Origin of the sequence: Sinisalibacter lacisalsi (assembly GCF_014640115.1) — a bacterium.
GTDB lineage: Bacteria > Pseudomonadota > Alphaproteobacteria > Rhodobacterales > Rhodobacteraceae > Sinisalibacter > Sinisalibacter lacisalsi.
In genome coordinates, this window is the sequence record NZ_BMGI01000006.1 from 243970 (window position 1) to 264894 (window position 20925).

General features: G+C 68.0%; 17 protein-coding genes. 13 read left to right on the top strand and 4 right to left on the bottom strand.

All coding sequences use genetic code 11. From position 1 onward, the window contains the following. Positions 1 to 19 precede the first annotated feature (19 nt). On the top strand, positions 20 to 2125 hold the full coding sequence (locus IEW01_RS17015) for a glycosyltransferase (protein WP_229738326.1): 2106 nt from the start codon (positions 20 to 22) through the stop codon (positions 2123 to 2125). On the opposite strand, the gene IEW01_RS17020 is transcribed toward IEW01_RS17015, so the two are convergent. Beyond that, on the bottom strand, positions 2088 to 2741 hold the full coding sequence (locus IEW01_RS17020) for a GntR family transcriptional regulator (protein ID WP_188530075.1): 654 nt from the start codon (positions 2739 to 2741) through the stop codon (positions 2088 to 2090). The two genes, IEW01_RS17015 and IEW01_RS17020, sit on opposite strands and share 38 nt — an antisense overlap. A 174-nt stretch (positions 2742 to 2915) precedes the next feature. On the opposite strand from IEW01_RS17020, the gene IEW01_RS17025 reads away from it, so the two are divergent. From IEW01_RS17025 to IEW01_RS17035, 3 genes are all read left to right on the top strand, one after another. Further along, positions 2916 to 3599, top strand: coding sequence for a pyrimidine 5'-nucleotidase (locus IEW01_RS17025; protein WP_188530077.1), 684 nt, complete (start codon positions 2916 to 2918; stop codon positions 3597 to 3599). 2 nt (positions 3600 to 3601) lie between these two features. Further along, entirely contained in the window at positions 3602 to 4801 is a 1200-nt protein-coding gene (locus IEW01_RS17030) for an FAD-dependent monooxygenase (RefSeq protein ID WP_188530284.1), read from the top strand. Positions 4802 to 5131: 330 nt separating this feature from the next. Further along, positions 5132 to 5341: a hypothetical protein gene (locus IEW01_RS17035; protein WP_188530079.1), complete on the top strand. Its 210-nt coding sequence runs from the start codon at positions 5132 to 5134 to the stop codon at positions 5339 to 5341. Positions 5342 to 5345: 4 nt separating this feature from the next. Here the strand turns inward: IEW01_RS17035 and IEW01_RS17040 are convergent, their stop codons facing one another. Both IEW01_RS17040 and IEW01_RS17045 read right to left on the bottom strand, forming a co-directional pair. Beyond that, positions 5346 to 6476, bottom strand: coding sequence for an aminotransferase class V-fold PLP-dependent enzyme (locus IEW01_RS17040; protein WP_188530081.1), 1131 nt, complete (start codon positions 6474 to 6476; stop codon positions 5346 to 5348). Positions 6477 to 6629: 153 nt separating this feature from the next. Further along, entirely contained in the window at positions 6630 to 8447 is a 1818-nt protein-coding gene (locus IEW01_RS17045) for a serine protease (protein ID WP_188530083.1), read from the bottom strand. 179 nt (positions 8448 to 8626) lie between these two features. Between IEW01_RS17045 and IEW01_RS17050 the strand changes: the two genes are divergently transcribed. The 8 genes from IEW01_RS17050 (at position 8627) to glmM (ending at position 19216) form a co-directional block, all read left to right on the top strand. Next, positions 8627 to 9559, top strand: coding sequence for a glycine--tRNA ligase subunit alpha (locus IEW01_RS17050; protein WP_188530084.1), 933 nt, complete (start codon positions 8627 to 8629; stop codon positions 9557 to 9559). Beyond that, positions 9556 to 10026, top strand: a complete 471-nt coding sequence (locus IEW01_RS17055) for a DUF6446 family protein (RefSeq protein WP_188530086.1) — start codon at positions 9556 to 9558, stop codon at positions 10024 to 10026. The genes IEW01_RS17050 and IEW01_RS17055 overlap by 4 nt, the downstream gene beginning before the upstream one ends. A gap of 4 nt (positions 10027 to 10030) precedes the next feature. Then, the gene (gene glyS, locus IEW01_RS17060; RefSeq protein WP_188530088.1) at positions 10031 to 12286 is read left to right on the top strand and encodes a glycine--tRNA ligase subunit beta; all 2256 of its coding nucleotides are present in this window, start codon (positions 10031 to 10033) and stop codon (positions 12284 to 12286) included. 162 nt (positions 12287 to 12448) lie between these two features. After that, a complete protein-coding gene (locus IEW01_RS17065; protein WP_229738327.1) occupies positions 12449 to 15034 on the top strand; it encodes a putative PEP-binding protein in 2586 nt (861 codons plus the stop codon). Between the two features lie 174 nt (positions 15035 to 15208). After that, complete coding sequence (locus IEW01_RS17070) at positions 15209 to 15829, top strand: cell wall hydrolase (protein WP_188530092.1); 621 nt, start codon at positions 15209 to 15211, stop codon at positions 15827 to 15829. 102 nt (positions 15830 to 15931) lie between these two features. Further along, positions 15932 to 16852, top strand: coding sequence for a dihydroneopterin aldolase (locus tag IEW01_RS17075; RefSeq protein WP_188530094.1), 921 nt, complete (start codon positions 15932 to 15934; stop codon positions 16850 to 16852). Continuing rightward, positions 16849 to 17865 (top strand): dihydropteroate synthase, encoded by a 1017-nt coding sequence (gene folP / locus IEW01_RS17080; protein WP_188530096.1) that lies wholly within the window; start codon positions 16849 to 16851, stop codon positions 17863 to 17865. Before IEW01_RS17075 ends, folP begins: the two co-directional genes overlap by 4 nt. A gap of 4 nt (positions 17866 to 17869) precedes the next feature. Then, positions 17870 to 19216 (top strand): phosphoglucosamine mutase, encoded by a 1347-nt coding sequence (gene glmM, locus IEW01_RS17085; protein ID WP_188530098.1) that lies wholly within the window; start codon positions 17870 to 17872, stop codon positions 19214 to 19216. Here glmM and IEW01_RS17090 read toward each other — a convergent pair. Next, on the bottom strand, positions 19213 to 19746 hold the full coding sequence (locus tag IEW01_RS17090; RefSeq protein WP_188530100.1) for a helix-turn-helix transcriptional regulator: 534 nt from the start codon (positions 19744 to 19746) through the stop codon (positions 19213 to 19215). The two genes, glmM and IEW01_RS17090, sit on opposite strands and share 4 nt — an antisense overlap. A gap of 301 nt (positions 19747 to 20047) precedes the next feature. On the opposite strand from IEW01_RS17090, the gene IEW01_RS17095 reads away from it, so the two are divergent. Further along, a complete protein-coding gene (locus IEW01_RS17095) occupies positions 20048 to 20866 on the top strand; it encodes a c-type cytochrome (protein ID WP_188530102.1) in 819 nt (272 codons plus the stop codon). Positions 20867 to 20925 lie beyond the last annotated feature (59 nt).

The window sequence follows — 20925 nt, forward strand, 5'->3', positions numbered from 1 at the left end:
CAACAGCTCGGGCAGGGCAATGGCAATCGCGCCGGATCAGGTTTCGCTTCCCCGCTTCCTCACCGTTCCCGGTGCGGGCGGCGCGGCGCGCGCGCCCGCACCGCCGCCGCCGGGCGACGGGGGCCTGATCGCCTTCCCGGCCCCCGCCACCCCGCCGCTGCGCATCTTCCGCGCCGAGCCGCCACGCATCATCGAACCGCTCCGGAGCCTGCGCGTCGTCGCCCGGCGCACAAGGCCCTCCGCCAGCAGCCAGACGCCGCGCCGGCTGGTGGGCCAGATGCTGCTGGAACGCGGCGCACTCAGCCCGGAAGACCTCGCCCGCGCGCTGGCCCTGCAGGCCCGCGAAGAGGCCCGCTTCGGCGATATCCTGCTCGCCCACGGCATGGTGACCACCGAGGCGCTCTATGCCACGCTGGCCGAGCAATACGGCACCGTCGTCGCCGACCTGCGCCGCGAACGGCCCGATCCGAGGCTGATCGACGCGCTCGGCGCCGATTTCTGCATCCGCAACGGCATCTTGCCGTGGAAGCGCGCGGGCGGGGCCACGGTGGTGATCTGTTCGCGACCCGACGAATTCGCCCGTCTTGCCCCCACGCTGCCCGAAAGCTTCGGCCGGGTCCGCCTCGCCGTCGCGCCTGAGGACGACATCCAGGCCGCCCTCGTCGCCGCCCGTCACCGTGCGCTGGCCGGGCGCGCCGAAACCCGCGTTGCCGAGCACGAAAGCTGCCGGAGTTGGAAGAGTGGCCCGGTCTGGCGCTATACCGCCGCCTTTCTCGCCGCGATAACCGCCGTCTTCCTGCTGTCGCCGGTGTGGGGGTTTGCCCTGCTGGTGGCCTGGGCGGTGGCCACGCTCGTCGCCAATACCGGCCTGAAGCTGATCGCCGCGATCACCCACATGCGCCACCGCAGCCGGGTGGAGTCGGCCCCCCCGCAGATCCCCGGCGGCCCCGGTTTCCTGCGCCTGCCCACGGTTTCGATCATGGTGCCCCTGTTCAAGGAACGCGAGATCGCCGGGCGGCTGGTCAAGCGCCTCGCCGCGATCGACTACCCGCGCGAATTGCTCGACATCTGCCTCGTCGTCGAGGAGGACGACACCACCACGCAAGACACGCTGGCGCGCTCGGATCTGCCACGCTGGATGCGCCAGATCATCGTGCCGCGCGGCGCGGTGCGCACCAAGCCGCGCGCGCTCAACTTCGCGCTCGATTTCTGCCGCGGCTCGATCATCGGGGTCTACGACGCCGAGGACGCCCCGGAGCCGGCGCAGATCCACAAGGCGGTGCGCCGCTTTGCCGAACGCGGGCCATCGGTTGCCTGCCTGCAGGGCGTGCTCGATTTCTACAATCCGCGAACCAACTGGCTCGCCCGCGCCTTCACGGTGGAATATGCCACCTGGTTCCGCATCATCCTGCCGGGGCTGGAGCGGATGGGCTTCGCCGTGCCGCTCGGCGGCACCACGCTGTTCTTTCGCCGCGCGGCGCTCGAAGAGCTGGGCGGGTGGGACGCCCACAATGTCACCGAAGACGCCGATCTCGGCATCCGCCTTGCCCGCCACGGCTACCGCACCGAGTTGATCGACACGGTGACGCGGGAAGAGGCCAATTGCCGTCCCTGGCCATGGATCAAGCAGCGCTCGCGCTGGATCAAGGGCTACGCGATGACATGGGTCGTGCACATGCGCCGCCCGCGCCGGCTTCTGGCAGAGGTCGGGCTGCGCAAGTTCCTCGGTGTGCAGCTCCTGTTCCTGGGCTCGCTGAGCCAGTTCCTGCTGGCGCCGGTGCTGTGGAGCTTCTGGGCCCTGCCGCTCGGCCTGCCGCACCCGCTGATCGAGGTAATGCCCGCGCCGATGTTCTGGGGCCTGGCGGCCGTGTTCGCCTTTTCCGAGATCCTCACCATCGCGGTGGGCATGCTCGCCGTCTCCGGGCCCGACCACCGTTTCCTGATGAAATGGGTGCCGACGCTGCATGTCTACTGGCCGCTCGCCTCGCTGGCGGCGATGAAGGCGATGATCGAACTGGTCACCAGGCCGTTCTACTGGGACAAGACCCAGCACGGCCACTACCACCGCGATGGCGAGGTGTGGGGTATCAGGCGCGGGATTCTGCGCCGGTCGAATCGAGCCTGAGCCGGGTTTCGAAGGCGCGGCTGATATGGATGCGCAGGGCCTCGTCGGCGCCATCGCCATCGCGCGCCTCGATCGCGCGCACGATCGCGTCGTGCTCGTCGATCGCGGTCTGCGACCGGCCCTCGACCGCGAGCGAGGTGGTGGCGAGCAGCGCCATGGTGCGATGCACGAGATCGAGTTGCTGGACCAGGTAGCGATTGTGGCTGGCAAGGTGGATCTGCTTGTGGAACCGCCGGTTGGCCCGGGCGAGCGCGCCGGGATCGTTCACCAGCCCGCGGTCGTCCTCGACCATCTCGCGCAGCACCCGCACCTCCTCCGGCGCGGCATGCTGGGCGGCGAGCCGCGCGGCCAGCCCCTCCAGCTCGGCGCGCACCGCGTAAAGCTCGGCGAGCTGGTTGTGATCGAGCGAAGCCACCACGAGCGAGCGGCCATCGCGGGTGAGCAGGCTTTGCGTCTCCAGCCGCTGCAGCGCCTCGCGGATCGGCGTACGCGAAACGCCGAAGCGCTCCGCCAACTCGCTCTCCACCATGCGCTCGCCGGGCTTGTAGAGCCCCGCGTCGATCGCATCGAGGATGAGGCCGTAGGCGTCTTTCTGGGCGGTCTTCTCGTCTGACACGTATGCCTCCGTATACAATTGCATCGAATATGCACGGCTTGGGCAGAGGATCAACCCGTGCGAGGGCATGGTATGCCAGCGGGCGGGATCATCGCACCGGGGCTCGCCAACACGTGTTTGCGCTTGCCCACCGGCCCCATTGCCCGGACCCGAGCGCCGACGTAGGGTCGCCGCATGCTGCACCAACGCTTCTCGCACGTCACCACCTGGGTCTTCGACCTCGACAACACGCTTTACCCGCCCTCGGCGCGCCTCTTCGACCAGATCGAGACGCGGATGACCGGGTGGGTGATGGCGGCGCTCGGCGTCGATCATGCCGAGGCCGACCGGCTGCGGCACCATTACTGGCGCAAATACGGCACCACGCTGGCCGGCCTGATGATCGAGCACGGCGTCGATCCCGGCCCCTATCTCGTCGAGGTGCATGACATTTCCTTCGCCCCGCTGAAGCCCGATCCCGACCTTGCCGCGCGGATCGGCGATCTGCCCGGCCGGCGGATCGTCTACACCAACGCCACCGTGCCCTATGCCGAACGGGTGATCGAGGCGCGCGGGCTGTCGGGGCTGTTCGACGCGATCTATGGCGTCGAGGAAGCCAAGTTTCATCCCAAGCCCGCGCGCGAGGCTTTCGAGACGGTGTTCGCCGCCGACGGGCTCGATCCGCTGGCGGCGGCGATGTTCGAGGACGATCCGCGCAACCTCGCGGTGCCCCACGCCCTGGGCATGCGCACCGTCCACGTCGCCCCCGAAGCCGCGCCGGCCGACCACATCCACTACCACACCGACAACCTGCCGGGCTTTCTGTCGCAGCTGTCCGAGGCCCCCTTCCCGCCGTCCGGGAACGGGAGTAGGGATTGACCATGCAGACGCATGACGCCGATATCTTCATCTCCGGCGGCGGGATCGCCGGCCAGGTGGCCGCCGCCGTCTTCGCCGCGCGCGGCTTCTCCGTGGTTCTGGCCGATCCGGTGCCGCCGGTCACCGAGGCCGATCTCGACGGCTCCGATCTGCGCTCCACCGCCTTCCTGCGGCCGGCGCGCGACCTGTTCGAGGCCTGCGGCCTCTGGCCCCTGCTCGAACCCCACTCCAAGCCGCTCGACAGCCTCGCGGTGATCGACACCACCGGCTGGCCCCCGGTGGTGCGTGACCGGCGCACCTTCGTTGCCTCCGACATGGGCGATGAACCCTTCGGCTGGAACCTGATGAACTGGGTCGTGCGCCGCGAGCTCTGGGGCTACCTGCAGGACGCCCCGGGCGTCACCGCGCTCTATGGCACTGGGTTCAAGACCATCGTGCAGCGCACCGGCGAGGCGATCATCGGCCTCGACAACGGCGACCGGGTGCGCACCCGCCTCGCCATCGCCGCCGACGGCAAGTTTTCCCCCCTGCGCGAGGCGGCGGGGATCGAGGTTGCCACCACGCGCTACGGCCAGAAATCGCTCGCCTTCACCGTCACCCACGAATTGCCGCACGACAATATCTCGACCGAGATCTACAACGAGGGTGGGCCTTTCACCATCGTGCCGCTGCCCGACATCGGCGGCAAACCCGCCTCGGCCATCGTCTGGATGAATTTCGGCCCCCGCGCAGTCGAGTTGATGGAGATGGAGGTGCCCGCCTTCGAGGAGGTGATGTTCATTCGCTCCACCGGCCTGCTCGGCTGGATGCACCTCGAAGGCCGCCGCTCGATCTGGCCGATCATCACCCAGACCGCCAAGCGGCTCACCGAGGGTCGCGTGGCGGTGGTGGCCGAAGCTGCCCATGCCCTGCCACCTATCGGCGCGCAGGGGCTCAACACCTCGCTCAACGACATTATCGCCCTGCTCGACGCGGCGGGGAAATCGCCCGGTGATCCCGGCACGCCTGCCGCGCTCGCCGCCTACGAGGCCGCCCGCAAACCCGATATCGCCGCGCGCGCCCGGGTGATCGACGCCTTCAACCGCGTCGCCCGCTCCGGCGATGCGGCGGTGCAGGCGCTGCGGCTTGCCGGGTTAAAGGCGGTGCACGATATCTCACCGGTGCGCAAGGGCGTGATGCGGGCGGGCCTCGGCCCGCGCTGAACCGCGACGTCATGGGCCTTCACAAACGCGCGATCATGGCGTTATGCTGAGGCGGAAACGTGCTTCTATCCACCCGAAAGGAGGCCTGACCATGTTGCCCGCACTCGTTCTGGCGATGCTCGCCGTCACGTTGCTCATGTTCGTCGTGATGATGGTCGTGTCGGTCGGTCGCTGAGAACCGTCCATCGGCTGCGGGCGGGCTGACGCTGGCGGCCTGCCCCGTTTCCCACCCGGTTGCGCCCGGTCGCGCCGGGCAACGTGGCGTCTTGCCGCATTCAGACAGCCAGATACATGGTTCAAAAAGCGCGTCACACTCTAGGAGACGCGCTCATGAACAAGAACACATCCACCGAACCCACCACGCACGGCCGCTACAAGTCGAACCCCGGCGAGATCGGAGCCTTCCTGCTCGCGCTCGTGCTCGTCGCGGCGCTCGCCCTTGGCTTCGTCTTCGCCGGTGTCGCCGGGCTGACCATGGTGATGGTCGTGCTGGTCCCGCTGATCTACGTGGTGCTCATCACGATCTCGGTCGGCAAGTAGCGCCTCAGCCGAACACCTTGTCGAGCGCGGCCTCCAACCGGGCCACGCTCGCCTCGACATCGTAGAGCTTGTCGAGGCCGAACAGGCCGAGGCGGAAGCTGCGGTAATCGTCGCCCTCGCCCACCATCAGCGGCACCCCGGCGGCAATCTGAAGCCCGAGCGCGGCGAAGGCCCGCCCGGCCTGCACCTCCGGGTCGCCGGTGTAGGACACCACGACGCCCGGCGCCTCGAAGCCTTCGGCGGCAACCGACTGGATGCCGCGCGCCTTCAGCGCCGCGCGCACCCGGCGGCCCTGCTCCCACTGCGCCTCGGCGAGTTTTTCAAAACCGTATTCCTTCGTTTCCAGCATCACGTCGCGGAAGGCACGCAGAGCGTCCGTCGGCATCGTGGCGTGATAGGCATGGCCTCCGTTCTCGTAGGCTTCCATGATCGAGAGCCACTTGCCCAGGTCGATGGCGAAGGAGGTGGACTGCGCCGCCTTGACCGTGTCCCGGGCGCGGGCGTTCATCATCACGAGCCCCGCCGAGGGCTGCGCCGACCATCCCTTCTGCGGCGCCGAGATCAGCACGTCGACGCCCAGCGCCTTCATGTCGATCCAGACCGTGCCCGAGGCGATGCAATCGAGCACGAACAGCCCGCCCACCTCGTGCACCGCCTGCGTCACCGCGGCGATGTAATCGTCGGGCAGGATCATGCCGCTCGAGGTTTCCACGTGCGGGGCGAAAACCACCTCGGGCCGCTCGTCGTGGATCTTCGCCACCACCTCGTCGATCGGGGCCGGCGCGAAGGGCGCGGTCGGCGCGTTGCCGGTGCGCCGGGCCATCATCACCGTTTCCTCCTCGGGGATCCCGCCCATCTCGAAAATCTGGCTCCAGCGGAAGGAAAAAAAGCCGTTGCGGATCACCATGGCGCGCTTGCCGGTGGCCAGTTGCCGCGCCACCGCTTCCATCGCGTAGGTTCCACCCCCCGGCACCAGCGCCACCGCGTCGGCGTTGTAGACCTCCTTGAGGATGCCCGAGATGTCGCGCATCACCTGCTGGAACGCGGCCGACATGTGGTTGAGCGAGCGGTCGGTGAACACCACCGAGAATTCAAGCAGCCCGTCGGGGTCGATATCGTTGCGAAGCGCGGTCATGTGATCCTCCATCCTGTCGTCGCCTTGACCTAGCGCGCAGGCGCGGCCTTGGCAAAGCCTACCTTCGCATACCGCGCAACGCCCGCCGCGAAAGCCATGAAAAACGCCCGCCGGGTCGGGCGGGCGTTTGTCGGGATGGCGTGGCGCGCGGTGCTACTCCCAGCAGCTCACCAACACGGTGATATCCGCCGCCAGCGCCGAGAGATCGTAGGGCGTGAGCGCGCCTTGCGTCTCGGTGAGCGAGGCGGTCACACCGTTGGCGGCGAGAAAATCCGCAAGCGTGGCGGACTTGGCGGCGAAGCCCACGTCAGCGGGCAGCAGCCGCTCCCCGCCGGTGAGCGAGGCCAGCAACATGCCAACCACCGCACCGCCCTGGTCGAGCACCGGGCCGCCGGTGTCGCCATCCTGCGCGCGGATGTCGAGGCGGGCGATGGTATCCTCGCCCGCAAGCCCGCGCACATCGGCCAGTTTGCCGTAGGTCAGCGTCGGCGAAGACAGCCGCCCGCCGTAGGAATAACCCGCCACCGCGAGTTCCGACTGCAGCCGCGGCTCGAAGGTCAGCAGTTCGGCCACCCGCATCGGCGCAAGCTGCCGCGTGGGCCGGAGCAGCGCGATCCCGATCGTGTCGTCGGTGGCCGCCACGGTGGCGTCATAGCTTTCATCGAGCGTGATCCGGCCGCAGCCGGCGACCGCCTCGGTGGTGGTCAACACCGCGCCCTGCGCCGAGACATAGACCCCCGAGCGCGCCTTCTCGGCGCGGCGGATCTCGAGCCCCGAGATCAGGTCGATCGACTGGGTGGTGGTGTCGAGCCCGGCGTTGTCGTCAAGCACGGCGGCGCCGGTGGATGTGAAGCTCGAGCGCATCGCGTCGAGCACCATGGCGCGGCGGCGGTCGATCTCGCGGGTGGTCTCCCCGGTTTCGGGGTCGGTCACCGCATCGCCCTGAGGCCAGATCAGCATGAAGCCCTTCACCGCGCCATCGGCAAGCGTGGCGTAGGTGTAGGAGATCAGCTCATCGTTCGCACCCTCGATGGTGAAATCGCTGTCGCGCCGGCGGCGTTCGCCCTCGACCGGCACCACTTCGAGCGTCTGCAGGATGTCGTAAAGCCCGTAGAGCGTTGCCCGGTCGCCGCGTTGGCTGATCAGGATCACGCGCACGCCCTCGTCGCCCTCGTAGTGGGCGAAGGGCGCTTCGTAGCGGGAGAAGCCGACCATCGCGGCCGGCAGGGTAATCTCGATCCCGGCCTCGGCGTCGGTCACGCTGGCCAGCCCCATCGAGTCGAGCACATCGTAATAGCCCTTGAGCAGCAGCGCGCGCTGCCGGGTGGTGAGCACGCCGGTGATCTCGAAACCGTTGGCTTCCTGCCAGGCCGACATCGCGCCCCGGGTGCCGGGGCCGAACGCGCCGTCGATCATCGAGCGGTAGTAGCCCTCCCATTGCAGCGCGACCTGGAGTTCCTTGCGCTGGTCGAAATCCAGCGTCTGCTCGGAGCGCAGCGCCTCTTGCCGGGTCTCCTCCGGCGCCTGGAGCGGATCGGGTTCGGGCGCGGGCTCGGGGGCGGTCTCGGCCAACTCCTGGCTTGCCTCCGCAGGTTCCGGCGCCGCCGGTTCCACCGCCATCGGAGCCGCGCCCAGCGCGTTCGCCCCCACCGGCCAGAATTGCTGGCCATAGGCCGTGCTGTCGGAAACATAGGCGTCGCCGGGAAGCAGGCCGCGCCCGCGCAGTTCGAGCAACGTCTCGGTCGCGCCGGTCTCGGTGTAGGGCCCGAGCGCGACCGCATACCAGCCGCTCTGGCCAAGTCGGAAGCCGTTCACGTCGGCGATGGCCTGGGAATAGCGCCGGGCCGCGGCCTCGGCTTCGCGCAGCGTGGCGTTGGCCTCGACCTGCACCCAATAGCTTTGCTGCGCCTGCGCGGCGCTGGTGGAAAAAATGCTGACAAAAAGAATGAATGCGGCAACCGCGCGTGACATATCCCTGTAACCCCCCGGGTTTTCATACAAACCGTTCGAGCCAGTAACACCAAGGCGGGGCCGGAGGTCAAGCAGGCCCGGCCCCCTCCCCGCGGGGTTGTGATCCGGCCGGGGCCGATTGACCCGCCCCGGCGCAAAGCCTATTGAGTGCGCGCACTTCCCGCGCGAGGACGCATGCCATGGCCAACACCACGCTCACCCAACCGAAGAGCTTCCAGGAGATCATCCTCAGGCTTCAGAACTACTGGGCCGAGAAGGGTTGCGCGGTGCTGCAGCCCTACGACATGGAAGTGGGCGCGGGCACCTTTCATCCCGCCACCACGCTGCGCGCGCTCGGCAGCCAGCCCTGGGCCGCGGCCTACGTCCAGCCCTCGCGCCGGCCCACCGACGGGCGCTACGGCGAAAACCCCAACCGGCTGCAGCACTACTACCAATACCAGGTGCTGATCAAACCCAGCCCGCCCGACCTGCAGGAGCTCTACCTCGGCTCGCTCGAAGCCATCGGCATCGACATGGCGATGCACGATATCCGCTTCGTCGAGGACGACTGGGAAAGCCCCACCCTGGGCGCCTGGGGGCTGGGCTGGGAGGTCTGGTGCGACGGCATGGAGGTGAGCCAGTTCACCTATTTCCAGCAGGTCGGCGGGCATGACTGCCGCCCGGTCTCGGGTGAGCTCACCTACGGGCTCGAACGGCTGGCGATGTATGTGCTCGGCATCGACCACGTGATGGACATGCCGTTCAACGCCCCCACCGCGCCGATCCCGCTGAGCTACGGCGACATTTTCCGCCAGACCGAGCGCGAATACTCCCGCTTCAACTTCGACGTGGCCGAAACCGAGATCCTGTTTCGCCACTTCGAAGACGCCGAGGCCGAGTGCAAGGCGATCCTTGACCACCCGGCGACCGACCCGAAAACCGGCCGCGAGATCGTCATGGCCCACCCGGCCTATGACCAGTGCATCAAGGCCAGCCACATCTTCAACCTGCTCGACGCCCGCGGCGTGATCTCGGTCACCGAGCGGCAGGCCTATATCGGCCGGGTGCGGGCGCTGGCCAAGATGTGCGCCGACGCCTTCGTGCTGACCGAAGCCGGGGGAGCTGGCGCGTGAGTGGCAAGATCGTCGGGAGTTTCGTCGTGTTGACCGCGCTCATCGCCGGGGTGGCGATCTACTGGCTGCAGCTTTACGCCTTCTACGACGAGGTATCGGCGGACGATGCCGCGATCACCCTCGTCAACGTCGCCACCGGCCAGCCCGAGCCGATCGTGATCTCGGGCTTCGAGGGGATCGACGCCACCTCGTCGCCGCTGCGCTACCGCGCCTGTTTCGAAACCGGGCAGAGCCTGGCAACCCTCACCGAAACCTACGCCGCCTACCCCGAGGCCGCGCCGCTCACCGGCCCCGGATGGTTCGGCTGCTACGACGCGGTGACCATCGGCGAGGCGCTGGAACGCGGCGAGGCGCTGGCCTTCCTCGGGCAGCGCAACATCTCCGACGGGGTCGATCTCGTCGTCGCCGTCTTCCCCGATGGCCGGGCCTTCGCCTGGCGTCAACTCAACGAAAAATATCAGGACTGACCGCATGGACCTGCTGATCGAACTCTTCTCGGAGGAAATCCCGGCGCGGATGCAGGCGCGGGCGGCGCAAGACCTGAAGAAGCTCGTCACCGACGGGCTGGTGGAAGCCGGGCTCACCTACGCCGCCGCCGCCGCCGCCGCCACCCCGCGCCGCCTCGCGCTCACGCTGGAGGGATTGCCGGCGGTGAGCCCGGATCGGCGCGAGGAGCGCAAGGGGCCCAAGGTGGGCGCGCCCGACAAGGCGATCGAGGGCTTCCTGCGCGGCGCCGGGGTGACCCGCGACCAGCTGGAGGAGCGCGACACGCCGAAGGGTGCTGTCTGGTTCGCGACGATCGAACACAAGGGCCGCCCCGCCGCCGAGATCGTGGCGGAGGTGCTGGAGGCCACGGTGCGTGGCTTTCCCTGGCCGAAGTCGATGCGATGGGGCGTGGGCTCCTTGCGCTGGGTGCGGCCGCTGCACTCGATCCTCTGCATCCTCACCGATGAGCACGGGCCGCAGGTGGTGCCGCTCGAGATCGACGGCCTCAAGGCGGGCGACACCACGCGCGGCCACCGCTTCATGGCGCCGGGCGAGATCCGGGTGGCGTCCTTCGAGGATTACGTGGCGAAGCTGAAGGCCGCCCATGTCGTGCTTGACCCCACCGAGCGGGCCGGGACGATCTGGCACGACGCGCAGCAAAAGGCCTTCGCGCTGGGCTTCGAGGTGGTCGAAGACGCAGGCCTCCTCGCCGAGGTGGCGGGGCTGGTGGAATGGCCGGTGGTGCTTCTGGGCGATATCGCCGACGAGTTCATCGAGCTGCCGCCGGAGGTGCTGCAAACCTCGATGAAGGAGCACCAGAAGTTCTTCTCGGTGAAGAACCCCGGCAGCGGCCGGATCGAGAAATTCGTCACCGTCGCCAACCGCGACACCGCCGATCACGGCGTCACCATCCTTGCGGGCAACCAGAAGGTGCTCGCCGCCCGGCTCTCGGATGCCAAGTTTTTCTGGGAAAACGATCTGCGGCAGGCCAAGGCGCAGGGCCTTGAGGCCTGGACCGACCGGCTCGGCAACGTCACCTTCCACAACAAGCTGGGCAGCCAGCGCGACCGGATCGAGCGCATTGCCGCGCTGGCGCGCGAGATCGCCCCGGTGGTGGGCGCGGATGCCGACCTTGCCGCGCAGGCGGCGAAGGTGGCCAAGGCCGATCTCTCGTCGGAAATGGTCTACGAATTCCCCGAGTTGCAGGGGATCATGGGGCGCTATTACGCCGAGGCCGCCGGGCTTGATCCGCAGGTGGCCGCGGCCTGCGAGGAACATTATTCGCCGCTCGGGCCGTCTGACGACGTGCCCACCGCGCCGGTCTCCGTCGCCGTGGCGCTGGCCGACAAGCTCGATACCCTCACCGGGTTCTGGGCGATCGACGAGAAACCCACCGGGTCGAAAGACCCGTTTGCGCTGCGGCGCGCGGCGCTCGGGGTGATCCGGCTGGTGCTGGCGAACGGGGTGCGCCTGCGGCTCGACCAGTTCATCGACGCCCAGCTCCTGAAGCACGAAATCGCCCGCGCCCGGGCGGACGATGCCCACGAGACGGAGATCGACGCGCTCGAGCAGACGCTTCAAGAGATCGCCAAGCACGGCGTATTCGGCGCGGCCTTCGACGTGGTTCTGAAAGCCCTGCACAAGGCAGACAAGGCGCCGCCAACCCACGATGGCAGCTACCTCGCGCGTGTCCGCGAGACCATGCCGGACCTGTCGGACGACCTCCTCGCCTTCATCCACGACCGCCTCAAGGTGCACCTGCGCGAGGAGGGTATCCGTCACGACGTGATCGACGCCTGCGTGAACATGCCCGGCAACGACGATCTCACCCTCCTGGTCGCCCGCGCCCGCGCGCTTCAGGCGGTGCTCGACACCGACGACGGCGCCAACCTGATCCAGGGCTTCAAGCGGGCCAACAACATTCTCGCCCAAGCCGAGGAAGCGGACGGGGTGGAGTATTCTTACGGGCCGGACGTGAAATTCGCCGAGGACGAGACCGAGAAGGCATTGTTTGCCGCGCTCGATGCGGCCGAGGCGAAGATCGGCCCGGCGATGATCTCGGAGGATTTCGCCGCCGCGATGGGAGCGATGGCGGAGCTGCGCGGCCCGATCGACGCCTTCTTCGAGGCGGTGCAGATCAACACCGAAAACCAGATCCTGCGCCGCAACCGGCTCAACCTGCTCGCCCGCATCCGCGATATCTGCCTGCGGGTGGCCGATCTCACCCGGATCGAGGGCTGAAACCGGGGCACGCGATTTCGCAATCGCGTGTAAGGCGTTTTGAAACGCCTTGCCTCCGGCGGACGTATTTGGGCCAGGATGAAGGGGATCGGGCGTTTTCCGCGCCGCGGCGCTTGTCTCGCGGCGGTTCGGCGCTATCTTCGGCTCAAAGGAGTTGCTGCGGTGCAGAAAAAACAGGGCCTGTCAGAGATCACCGGGTTCGACGAGATCACCCCCACGGCGGCGATCTCGGCCGAGCGGCATGGCGGGCGGGCGAAGTGCCTGCAACGCCTGATCCGGCTCGACATGCCGGTGCCGCGCACTCTGGCGCTCGATTTCGACGCGGTGCATGCGCTGTCGGCCGGTGACATGCCCGATCTCGACGCCATGCTGGCGCTGTTCGGCCCCGACCCGCTGGTTTCGGTGCGCCCCTCCTCGCAGGATCCCGACTGGGGCGGGCCGGGCGCGATCCTGAACATCGGCATGAACGATGCGCTGCACGCCCGGCTCGCGGCCAGCCACGGCGAGCCGGCGGCGAACGCGCTCTACCTGCGTTTCATCCAGTCTTTCGCCGTGCACGTCGCCCGGCTCGACGCGGACGAGTTCGAAACCGTGGCGATCCCAACCGCCGAAGCTCTGCAACGCGCGCTCGCCGCCTACGAGGCGGAAACCGACGAGCGGTTTCCGCAAGACCCCAAGCGCCAGCTCGGCGAGGTTCTGCGCTCGATGGCGCGGGCCTGGGAGGGCACCACGGCACGGCTTCTGCGCGAGGCCAAGGGCGCGCCCGCCGATGCCGGGCTGGGGCTGGTGGTGCAGAAGATGGCGCTCGGCGTCGGCAACGGGCTCTCGGGCTCGGGGGTGATCCAGTTCGTCGACGGCAGCACCGGCCAACGCGAGATCCGCGGCCGCTACATGTGCCAGGCGCAGGGGCGCGATGCGCTCACCGCCAAGGAGGACGAGGGCGCGATCCTCTACCTCGCCGCCGATGCGCGCGGGCGTTCGATCGAGCAGGTTCTGCCCGGTGTCTGGGACGACCTGATGCGCTACGGCGATCTTGCCCGGCGCCGGCTGCGCGAGGAAATGCAGATCGAGTTCGCCGTCGAGAACGAGCGCTTGTTCATCCTCGACGCGGTGCGCGTGCCGCGCAACTCGCGCGCCAACCTGCGCATCGCGGTGGCGCTGGCGAAGGACGGGATCATCTCGGAGGACGAGGCGGTGCTGCGCGTGCCGCCGCGCTCGCTGCCGGAGCTTCTGCACAGCCAGGTCGATCCCGAGGGCGCGCGCGAGGTGATTGCGCGGGGCATTCCCGCATCGCCGGGCGGCGCCACCGGCAAGATCGTGTTTTCGTCGCGCGCGGCGCAGGCGATGGCGGCGCAGGACGAGCCGAGCATCCTCGTGCGCCGTGAAACCACGCCGGAGGACATTCGCGGTATGCACGCGGCGCGCGCGGTGCTCACCGAGCGCGGCGGGGTGACGAGCCACGCCGCGGTGATCGCGCGCGGGCTGGGGCTGCCCTGTGTCGTCGGCGTGTCCGACATGGCGCTCGACCTCAGGGCCGGCACGATGACGCTGCCCAACGGCCGGGTTTTGCGCGAGGGCGACGTAATCACCATCGACGGCACCCGGGGCCACGCCATTTCCGGGGCCGCGCCGATGCTGGCGCCGGCGCTGGGCGAGAACTTTTCCACCCTGCTCGCCTGGGCCGATGCCGCGCGCGACATCGGTGTGCGCGCCAATGCCGATACGCCGGAAGACGCGCGCAAGGCCCGCATGTTCGAGGCCGAGGGGATCGGGCTTGCACGCACCGAGCACATGTTCTTCGCCGAAGACCGCCTGCTCGCGATGCGCGAGATGATCTTCGCCGACGACGCCGAGGACCGCCGCTCGATCCTCGACCGCATCCTGCCTATGCAGCGCGCCGATTTCATCGAGCTGTTCTCGATCATGCACGACAGGCCGGTGACGATCCGGCTGTTCGATTTGCCGTTGCACGAGTTTCTGCCGCAAGGGCGCGAGGGGCTGCGCGAGTTGGCGGAAGCTCTCGATCTTCCGCTTTCGGACGTGACCCGCCGCGCCGAGGCGCTGTCCGAGTTCAACCCGATGCTGGGGATGCGCGGCGTGCGGCTGGGCCTGACCGTGCCCGAAATCTACGACATGCAGGCGCGCGCGATCTTCGAGGCGCTGGTGGACGTGGCGCAATCGGGCGGCGCTGTGGTGCCGGAGATCATGATCCCGCTGGTTTCGGCGCGCCGCGAGGTCGAGATCGTGAAGGCGCGGATCGACGCCGTGGCGGCGGCGGTGCGGGTCGAGCGCGGCGCGGCGTTCGACTACCGGCTGGGCGTGATGGTGGAAACGCCGCGCGCGGCGCTGCGCGCGGGTGAAATCGCGCCTTACACCGCCTTTCTCAGCTTCGGCACCAACGACCTGACGCAGATGACATACGGACTCTCGCGCGACGACGCCGGGCGCTTCATGAGCCAGTACGTGAACCAGGGCGTCTACGACGAAGACCCGTTTCACGTGCTCGACCCGGACGGCGTGGGAGAGCTTCTGACCATCGGCGCGGAGCGTGGGCGGGCCGCCAACCCCGGCGTCACGCTGTCGGTCTGTGGCGAGCATGGCGGCAACCCTGAATCGATCGCCTTCTGCCGCGCCGCGGGCTTCGATTACGTCTCCTGTTCGCCGTTCCGTGTGCCGGTGGCGCGACTCGCCGCCGCGCATCTCGCCATCGCCGAACGCGGTGCGGAGCGCCCGCCCCGGATGTATTGAGCCGCGCGGGATCGCGATAACACGCCCCAAGATATACGTGGCCAACACCACATCTTGTAGGTGGTGATACCTGCACCACTATAGAGGTCGCAAAACGTGGACGAATCCCCCGTTTTGCGCTATGTCCGCCCGCAACCGGGCGTCGCCCCGCAACGCCCGAGAATGGGGGGATACATGGGACGGATCGTTCTTGGCGCGCTCGCCGCGCTGGGCATCTTCACATCGGCCGCCGTCGCCGAGGGCCCCGGCGCGCCGGAGGCCCTGATCGCGAAACTGATCGGCAACGAGCGCGCGGCGCTGGCCGGCGTTGGCTCCAGCCGGATCGCACGCCTCGCGTCGGTCAACCCTTCGTCCGCGCTGGCCGCGCTGCATTCGGAGGACTGGATCTCAAGCCAGCCTGTCGCAAAGGGCGGGGAACAGTGGCGGTGCCTCTCCGAAGCGCTCTATTTCGAGGCCCGCGGCGAGACCGCGCCGGGGCTTTTCGCGGTCGCCGAGGTGATCCTCAACCGCGTCGAATCGGCCCGCTACCCCGACAGCGTCTGCGGCGTCGTCAAGCAGGGCACCGGCAAGCGTTACGCCTGCCAGTTCACCTATACCTGCGACGGCGCACCCGAGCACATCAACAATCCCGCCGCGTTCGTGCGGGTGGGCAAGGTTGCCCGCGCGATGCTCGAGGGTGCGCCGCGCAGCCTTACCAAGGGCGCGCTGTTCTACCACACCGACGCGGTGGCCCCGAGCTGGTCGCGCAAGTTCGACCGCACGGCCTCGATCGGGGTGCACCACTTCTACCGCTGAGCCGGTGCGGGGCGTCGGCGGTGGTCAGCCGCATATGGCGACCGGGGGCTGGCAAATCGCATGGCTTTGTCCCATGGTGCCGCCCGGAAGGAGACCGCCGCGATGACATCCGATACCCGCCTCGCCTTCGAGCACCCCTTGGCCCGGGCCGAGGCCACCGGCCAGCCCACCCGCCCGCACGACCGGATCTCGCTGCGCGATCACGTTGTCGAAGCCGATATCGGCGCTTTCCAGCAGGAACGCGGCAAGCGGCAGCGGCTGAATTTCAGCGTGGTCGTCGAGGTCGCGCCGCCGGGCGCGCCGCTCGACGATGACGTCGACAAGATCCTGTCCTACGACACGATCACCGAGGCGATTGCCCACGAACTGGCCGAGGAACGGCTGAACCTGCTGGAGACGCTGGCCGACAAGGTCGCCGACCGCATCCTCCACGCCCCGCAGGCTTTGCGTGTTTTCGTCCGGATCGAGAAGCTCGACCGGGGGCCCGGCGCACTGGGTGTGGAAATCGTGCGCTCGCGGGGCCAGACCCCGCCCGCCGCGCCGGATGACGACGAGGTGCCCCACCCGCTGGTGCTGCATTTTGCCAACGAGGCGATCCGGGATGCGCGCCTGCCGAGCCTGCTGGACGCGCTCGCCGCCGATCCGCGCCCGGTGATCCTCTGCGTTGGCCCCAACGACCTGCCCGCACCGCAGACCGGCCACGCGATGACCCAGCGCCGGATCGACCTGCTGGCGATCGAGCAGAATGCCTGGGTGCTCGCCGCACGCGATGACCGTTGCGTCGTCGTCTCCACCCGCACCGAGCTGGACTGGGCGATGAAACACGGCCAGATCAGCGTCTGGGCACCGTCGAAGATCGTGCTCGATGCGGTCGACGGCCCCTCAGCCAGCCCGCGCGATGCGGCCGCGCTCACGGCCTGGTTCGCGGCGCTGATGCACGCGACCGAGCTGGTTTGCGTCGGCCTGGATGCGCCGGAGGCGGAGGTTCCCGCCCGCAGCCTCGCCCCCGGGGAGCTGCCATGACGATCCGTTACCGCCCGGTTCCCCGCCTCGGGCAGCGGTCCACCGGCCATGGCGGCAGCCTGCCGCTCGCCGGCAGCCGCAGCGCCTGGTTCAACACCATCGAGCGGCGCGGCGAGGATGGCGGCGTGAAGGTGATCTCGCCCGGCGGTCTCAACGCCGAGGGCCGCGCCCGGCTCAGCGCCGAGCGGCCCGCACTCTGTGGCCTGAGCCTCGACCGGCCCCGGGTCATGGGCATTCTCAACGTCACGCCCGACAGCTTTTCCGACGGCGGCGACCACGCCGAATTGAGCAAGGCGGTGGCGGGCGCGATCCGCATGGCGGACGAGGCCGACATCATCGACATCGGCGGCGAAAGCACCCGGCCGGGGGCGGAAGACGTGAGCGTGACGGAAGAGATCAACCGCACCGCGCCGGTGATCCGGGCGATCCGCGAGGCCGGCGTGACCACGCCGATCTCGATCGACACGCGCAAGGCCGCCGTCGCCGAAGTCGCGCTCGACGCCGGCGCCGACATGGTAAACGACGTGGCCGCCTTCGGCTATGATCCGGAGCTTGCCGCCCTTTGCGCCGAGCGCGGCGTGCCGGTCTGCCTTATGCACGCCAAGGGCACGCCTGCCGACATGCAGAAGGCGCCGGCCTACGATGACGTTCTGGCCGAGGTGCTCGGCTTTCTCGAAGAGCGGATCGACTACGCCCTGGGCCAGGGCATCGCCCGCGACCGGATCATCACCGATCCGGGCATCGGCTTCGGCAAGACCGGGGCGCACAACATGACCCTTCTGCGCAACCTCGCCGCCTTCCACGATCTCGGCCTTCCGCTGCTGCTCGGGGTTTCGCGCAAGCGTTTCATCGGCGAGATCGGCGGCGCGCCGGAGGCGAAAGACCGCATGGCGGGTTCGCTCGCGGTGGCGCTGCACGGCGCCGCCGAAGGGGTGCACATCCTGCGCGTGCATGATACCTTCGAGACCACCCAGGCGCTGCGGCTGTTCGCGGCACTGCATGGAGACCCGTGACACGATGAGCCGAAAACTGTTTGGCACCGACGGTGTGAGAGGGTTGGCCAACAGCCACCCGATGACGGCAGCGTCCGCGTTGCGGCTGGGCGCTGCGGCAGGCCAGTTCTTCCGCGGCGACGGCCACAACCATCACCGCGTGGTGATCGGGAAGGACACCCGCCTTTCGGGCTACATGATCGAAAACGCGCTCACCGCGGGGCTGACCTCGACGGGCATGAACGTGCTGCTCCTCGGCCCGGTGCCCACGCCCGCGGTCGGCCACCTCACCCACTCGATGCGCGCCGATCTCGGGATCATGATCTCGGCCTCGCACAACCCCTACCAGGACAACGGCATCAAGCTTTTCGGCCCCGACGGCTACAAGCTCTCCGACAAGGACGAAATGGCGATCGAGGCGATCCTCGAAGGCGAGATCGAACCCTCGAAACCCGAGGAGATCGGCCGCGCCAAGCGCATCGACGAGGGCCGCCAGCGTTATGTCGAGTTCATCAAGACGACCATCCCCGCCGGTCACCGGCTCGACGGGCTGAAGGTGGTGATCGACTGCGCCAACGGCGCCGCCTACCGCGCCGCGCCCGAGGCCCTGTGGGAGCTTGGCGCCGACGTGGTGCCGCTCGGGGTTTCGCCGAACGGGCGCAACATCAACGATGGCGTCGGCTCGACGGCAACCGCGCGGGCGCAGGAGCTGGTGGTGAAATCCGGGGCCGATCTCGGCATCTGCCTCGACGGCGATGCCGACCGGGTGATGCTGATCGACGAAACCGGGCGGGTGGCCGATGGCGACCAGATCATGGCGCTCTTCGCCAGGCAATGGGCCAAGGAAGGCCGGTTGCGCCACGGCACGCTGGTGGCGACCGTGATGTCGAACCTCGGGCTCGAGCGCTACCTCGAAGCCGAAGGATTGACGCTGCTGCGCACCGGCGTCGGCGATCGCTACGTCGTCGAAGCGATGCGGGCCGGCGGCTACAACCTCGGCGGCGAGCAATCTGGCCATATCGTGATGACCGATTATGCCACCACCGGCGACGGCCTGCTCGCGGCGCTGCACTTTCTCGCCGAGATGATCAACACCGGCAAACGCGCCTCCGAGTTGACCCGGATTTTCGAGACCGTGCCCCAGATGTTGAAAAACGTGCGCTTCACGGCCGGGGCGCTGCCCCTGGAGAACGAAAAGGTGCGAAAGGTGATTGCCGACAGCGAGGGGCTGCTCTCCGGCAAGGGACGCCTCCTGATCCGCAAATCGGGCACCGAGCCGCTGATCCGGGTGATGGCGGAATGCGAGGACAAGGCGCTGATGGAAGACGTGGTCGACCGGATCGTCGACGAGGTCACCCGGGTGGCGGGCTAGGCGCGGTTCGGCAGCGCCTCGGGTTCGGTCGTCACGCCGAGGAATTCGTCGAGCACCTGCGCCAGGAATTCCGCGCGGGTCGAAACACCGACCTTTCTGAAAATGCTCGAAAGCTGTGCCTTCACGGTGCCTTCACGCGTGTTTCGTGCCTCGGCGATCTGGGTGATCCGCAGGCCGCGCACGGTGAGCAGGGCAACGTCCTTTTCCGCGCTCGTAAGCATCCACTCCTCGAACCGCCGGTTGACGAACCTGTCGAAATCGCCACGAAGACGGCGCAACCGATCGGTTTCCGTTTCCAGCTCAGTCACGGTCAGCCGCATCCGTCGGACAATCTCGAAAAACGCGACCGCCACCCCGAAGGACGCGATCAATTCGAAGCCGAGGTGCAGCCACATCCCCACGCCGACGTTGGGCGGATCGCGCAAGGCGATGCGAAACTCCTCCGCCACGTCGATCACGAGCACGATCCCACTTGCGAAAAGAAGCGCCGCGACCAGCTTCAAGCTGTTGAACTGTGCCCGTTCGCCCAAGCCCGCCACCTGATCCCCTCGCCCTCCCACCGGATACGGCCCCGGATTGCCTGAATTCCGGGATAAACCTTTGTGCAATGTCGCATAAAATTGCGTTTTCTCAAAACGTTGGAATGGGTCGCGGCGTTTGCTCGATCATCGGCGGTGCGCCAAAATGACACAGGTGGGCTGGTGAGGGCGTCGTGGGCCAAAGGGTCGGCGCATCCCTCTTCATGAAATCAACGGCTTGCAGTCCGCCTTCAACCGAGAAGCCGATCAACAATCGGCTTTTCTCACAAACAGGAAGAGGGAGGGACGAACGGTGATCAAAAAAACAACGAATAGCGGAATACTTGCCCTGCTCATGGCGCTTGGCGCCGTCAGCGCCACGGCGCAGACCGTGTCGATTACGCCCCAGGAGCACGGCCCACAGCAACAGGAATTCGTTCACGGTGCGCCGCATGTCGCATCGCTTGAATGGACAATCGCGGCCGGCGGACGGATCTACGACAACTGGTGGGAGGCGCTCGACCGGGACGAGCCAGAAGCCACCAACCCGGCCTACCCGGTTGACGTGAATGGCGAACAATCGGGCGCGGGCACCTGGCGCTGCAAGGAGTGCCATGGCTGGGATTACATGGGAGCCGGCGGCGTTTACAGCAAAGGCAGCCACTTCACCGGCATCAAGGGTTTGCTCGCCATGCGCGGCGTGCCGCCGGAATCCCTGCTGGCAACGCTGCGTGACGAAAACCACCCCTACACCGAAGAGATGATTTCGGCGGAGGAGATGATGCGGGTGGCAACCTTCGTCGCCAAGGGCCTCGTCGACATGCGCCCCTTCATCAACCTCGAAACCCGTCAGGTTATTCCCGGGGTGGGCGATGTGGATCGTGGCCGCGCGATCTTCCAGACCACCTGCGCGGCCTGCCACGGCTTCGATGGCCGGGCGCTCGATTGGGGCGAAGGCGACGAGCACAATTTCGTCGGCACCGAAGCGGCGGAACTGCCCGACGAGGTCTTCAACAAGCTCTCGAACGCGCACCCCGGCGTTGCAATGATCAACTTGAGCGCCTTCTCGGTCGAAGATCGTGTCAGTGTATTGCGCTACATCGCCTCACTTCCGACGGGTCTGGACGACTGAACGGTCCCGCCGAAACAAGAAAGGGGCTCCAGGCGGAGCCCCTTTTTTTCGTGACGGCC

Bases quoted from the DNA above. Each gene is read 5' to 3' on its own strand.
- IEW01_RS17070 (WP_188530092.1), top strand. From the start codon at position 15,209: ATGGGACGGATCGTTCTTGGCGCGCTCGCCGCGCTGGGCATCTTCACA.
- IEW01_RS17030 (WP_188530284.1), top strand. From the start codon at position 3,602: ATGCAGACGCATGACGCCGATATCTTCATCTCCGGCGGCGGGATCGCC.
- IEW01_RS17045 (WP_188530083.1), bottom strand. From the start codon at position 8,447: ATGTCACGCGCGGTTGCCGCATTCATTCTTTTTGTCAGCATTTTTTCC.
- glyS (WP_188530088.1), top strand. From the start codon at position 10,031: ATGGACCTGCTGATCGAACTCTTCTCGGAGGAAATCCCGGCGCGGATG.
- IEW01_RS17040 (WP_188530081.1), bottom strand. From the start codon at position 6,476: ATGACCGCGCTTCGCAACGATATCGACCCCGACGGGCTGCTTGAATTC.
- IEW01_RS17050 (WP_188530084.1), top strand. From the start codon at position 8,627: ATGGCCAACACCACGCTCACCCAACCGAAGAGCTTCCAGGAGATCATC.
- folP (WP_188530096.1), top strand. From the start codon at position 16,849: ATGACGATCCGTTACCGCCCGGTTCCCCGCCTCGGGCAGCGGTCCACC.
- IEW01_RS17025 (WP_188530077.1), top strand. From the start codon at position 2,916: ATGCTGCACCAACGCTTCTCGCACGTCACCACCTGGGTCTTCGACCTC.
- IEW01_RS17075 (WP_188530094.1), top strand. From the start codon at position 15,932: ATGACATCCGATACCCGCCTCGCCTTCGAGCACCCCTTGGCCCGGGCC.
- glmM (WP_188530098.1), top strand. From the start codon at position 17,870: ATGAGCCGAAAACTGTTTGGCACCGACGGTGTGAGAGGGTTGGCCAAC.
- IEW01_RS17035 (WP_188530079.1), top strand. From the start codon at position 5,132: ATGAACAAGAACACATCCACCGAACCCACCACGCACGGCCGCTACAAG.
- IEW01_RS17015 (WP_229738326.1), top strand. From the start codon at position 20: ATGGCAATCGCGCCGGATCAGGTTTCGCTTCCCCGCTTCCTCACCGTT.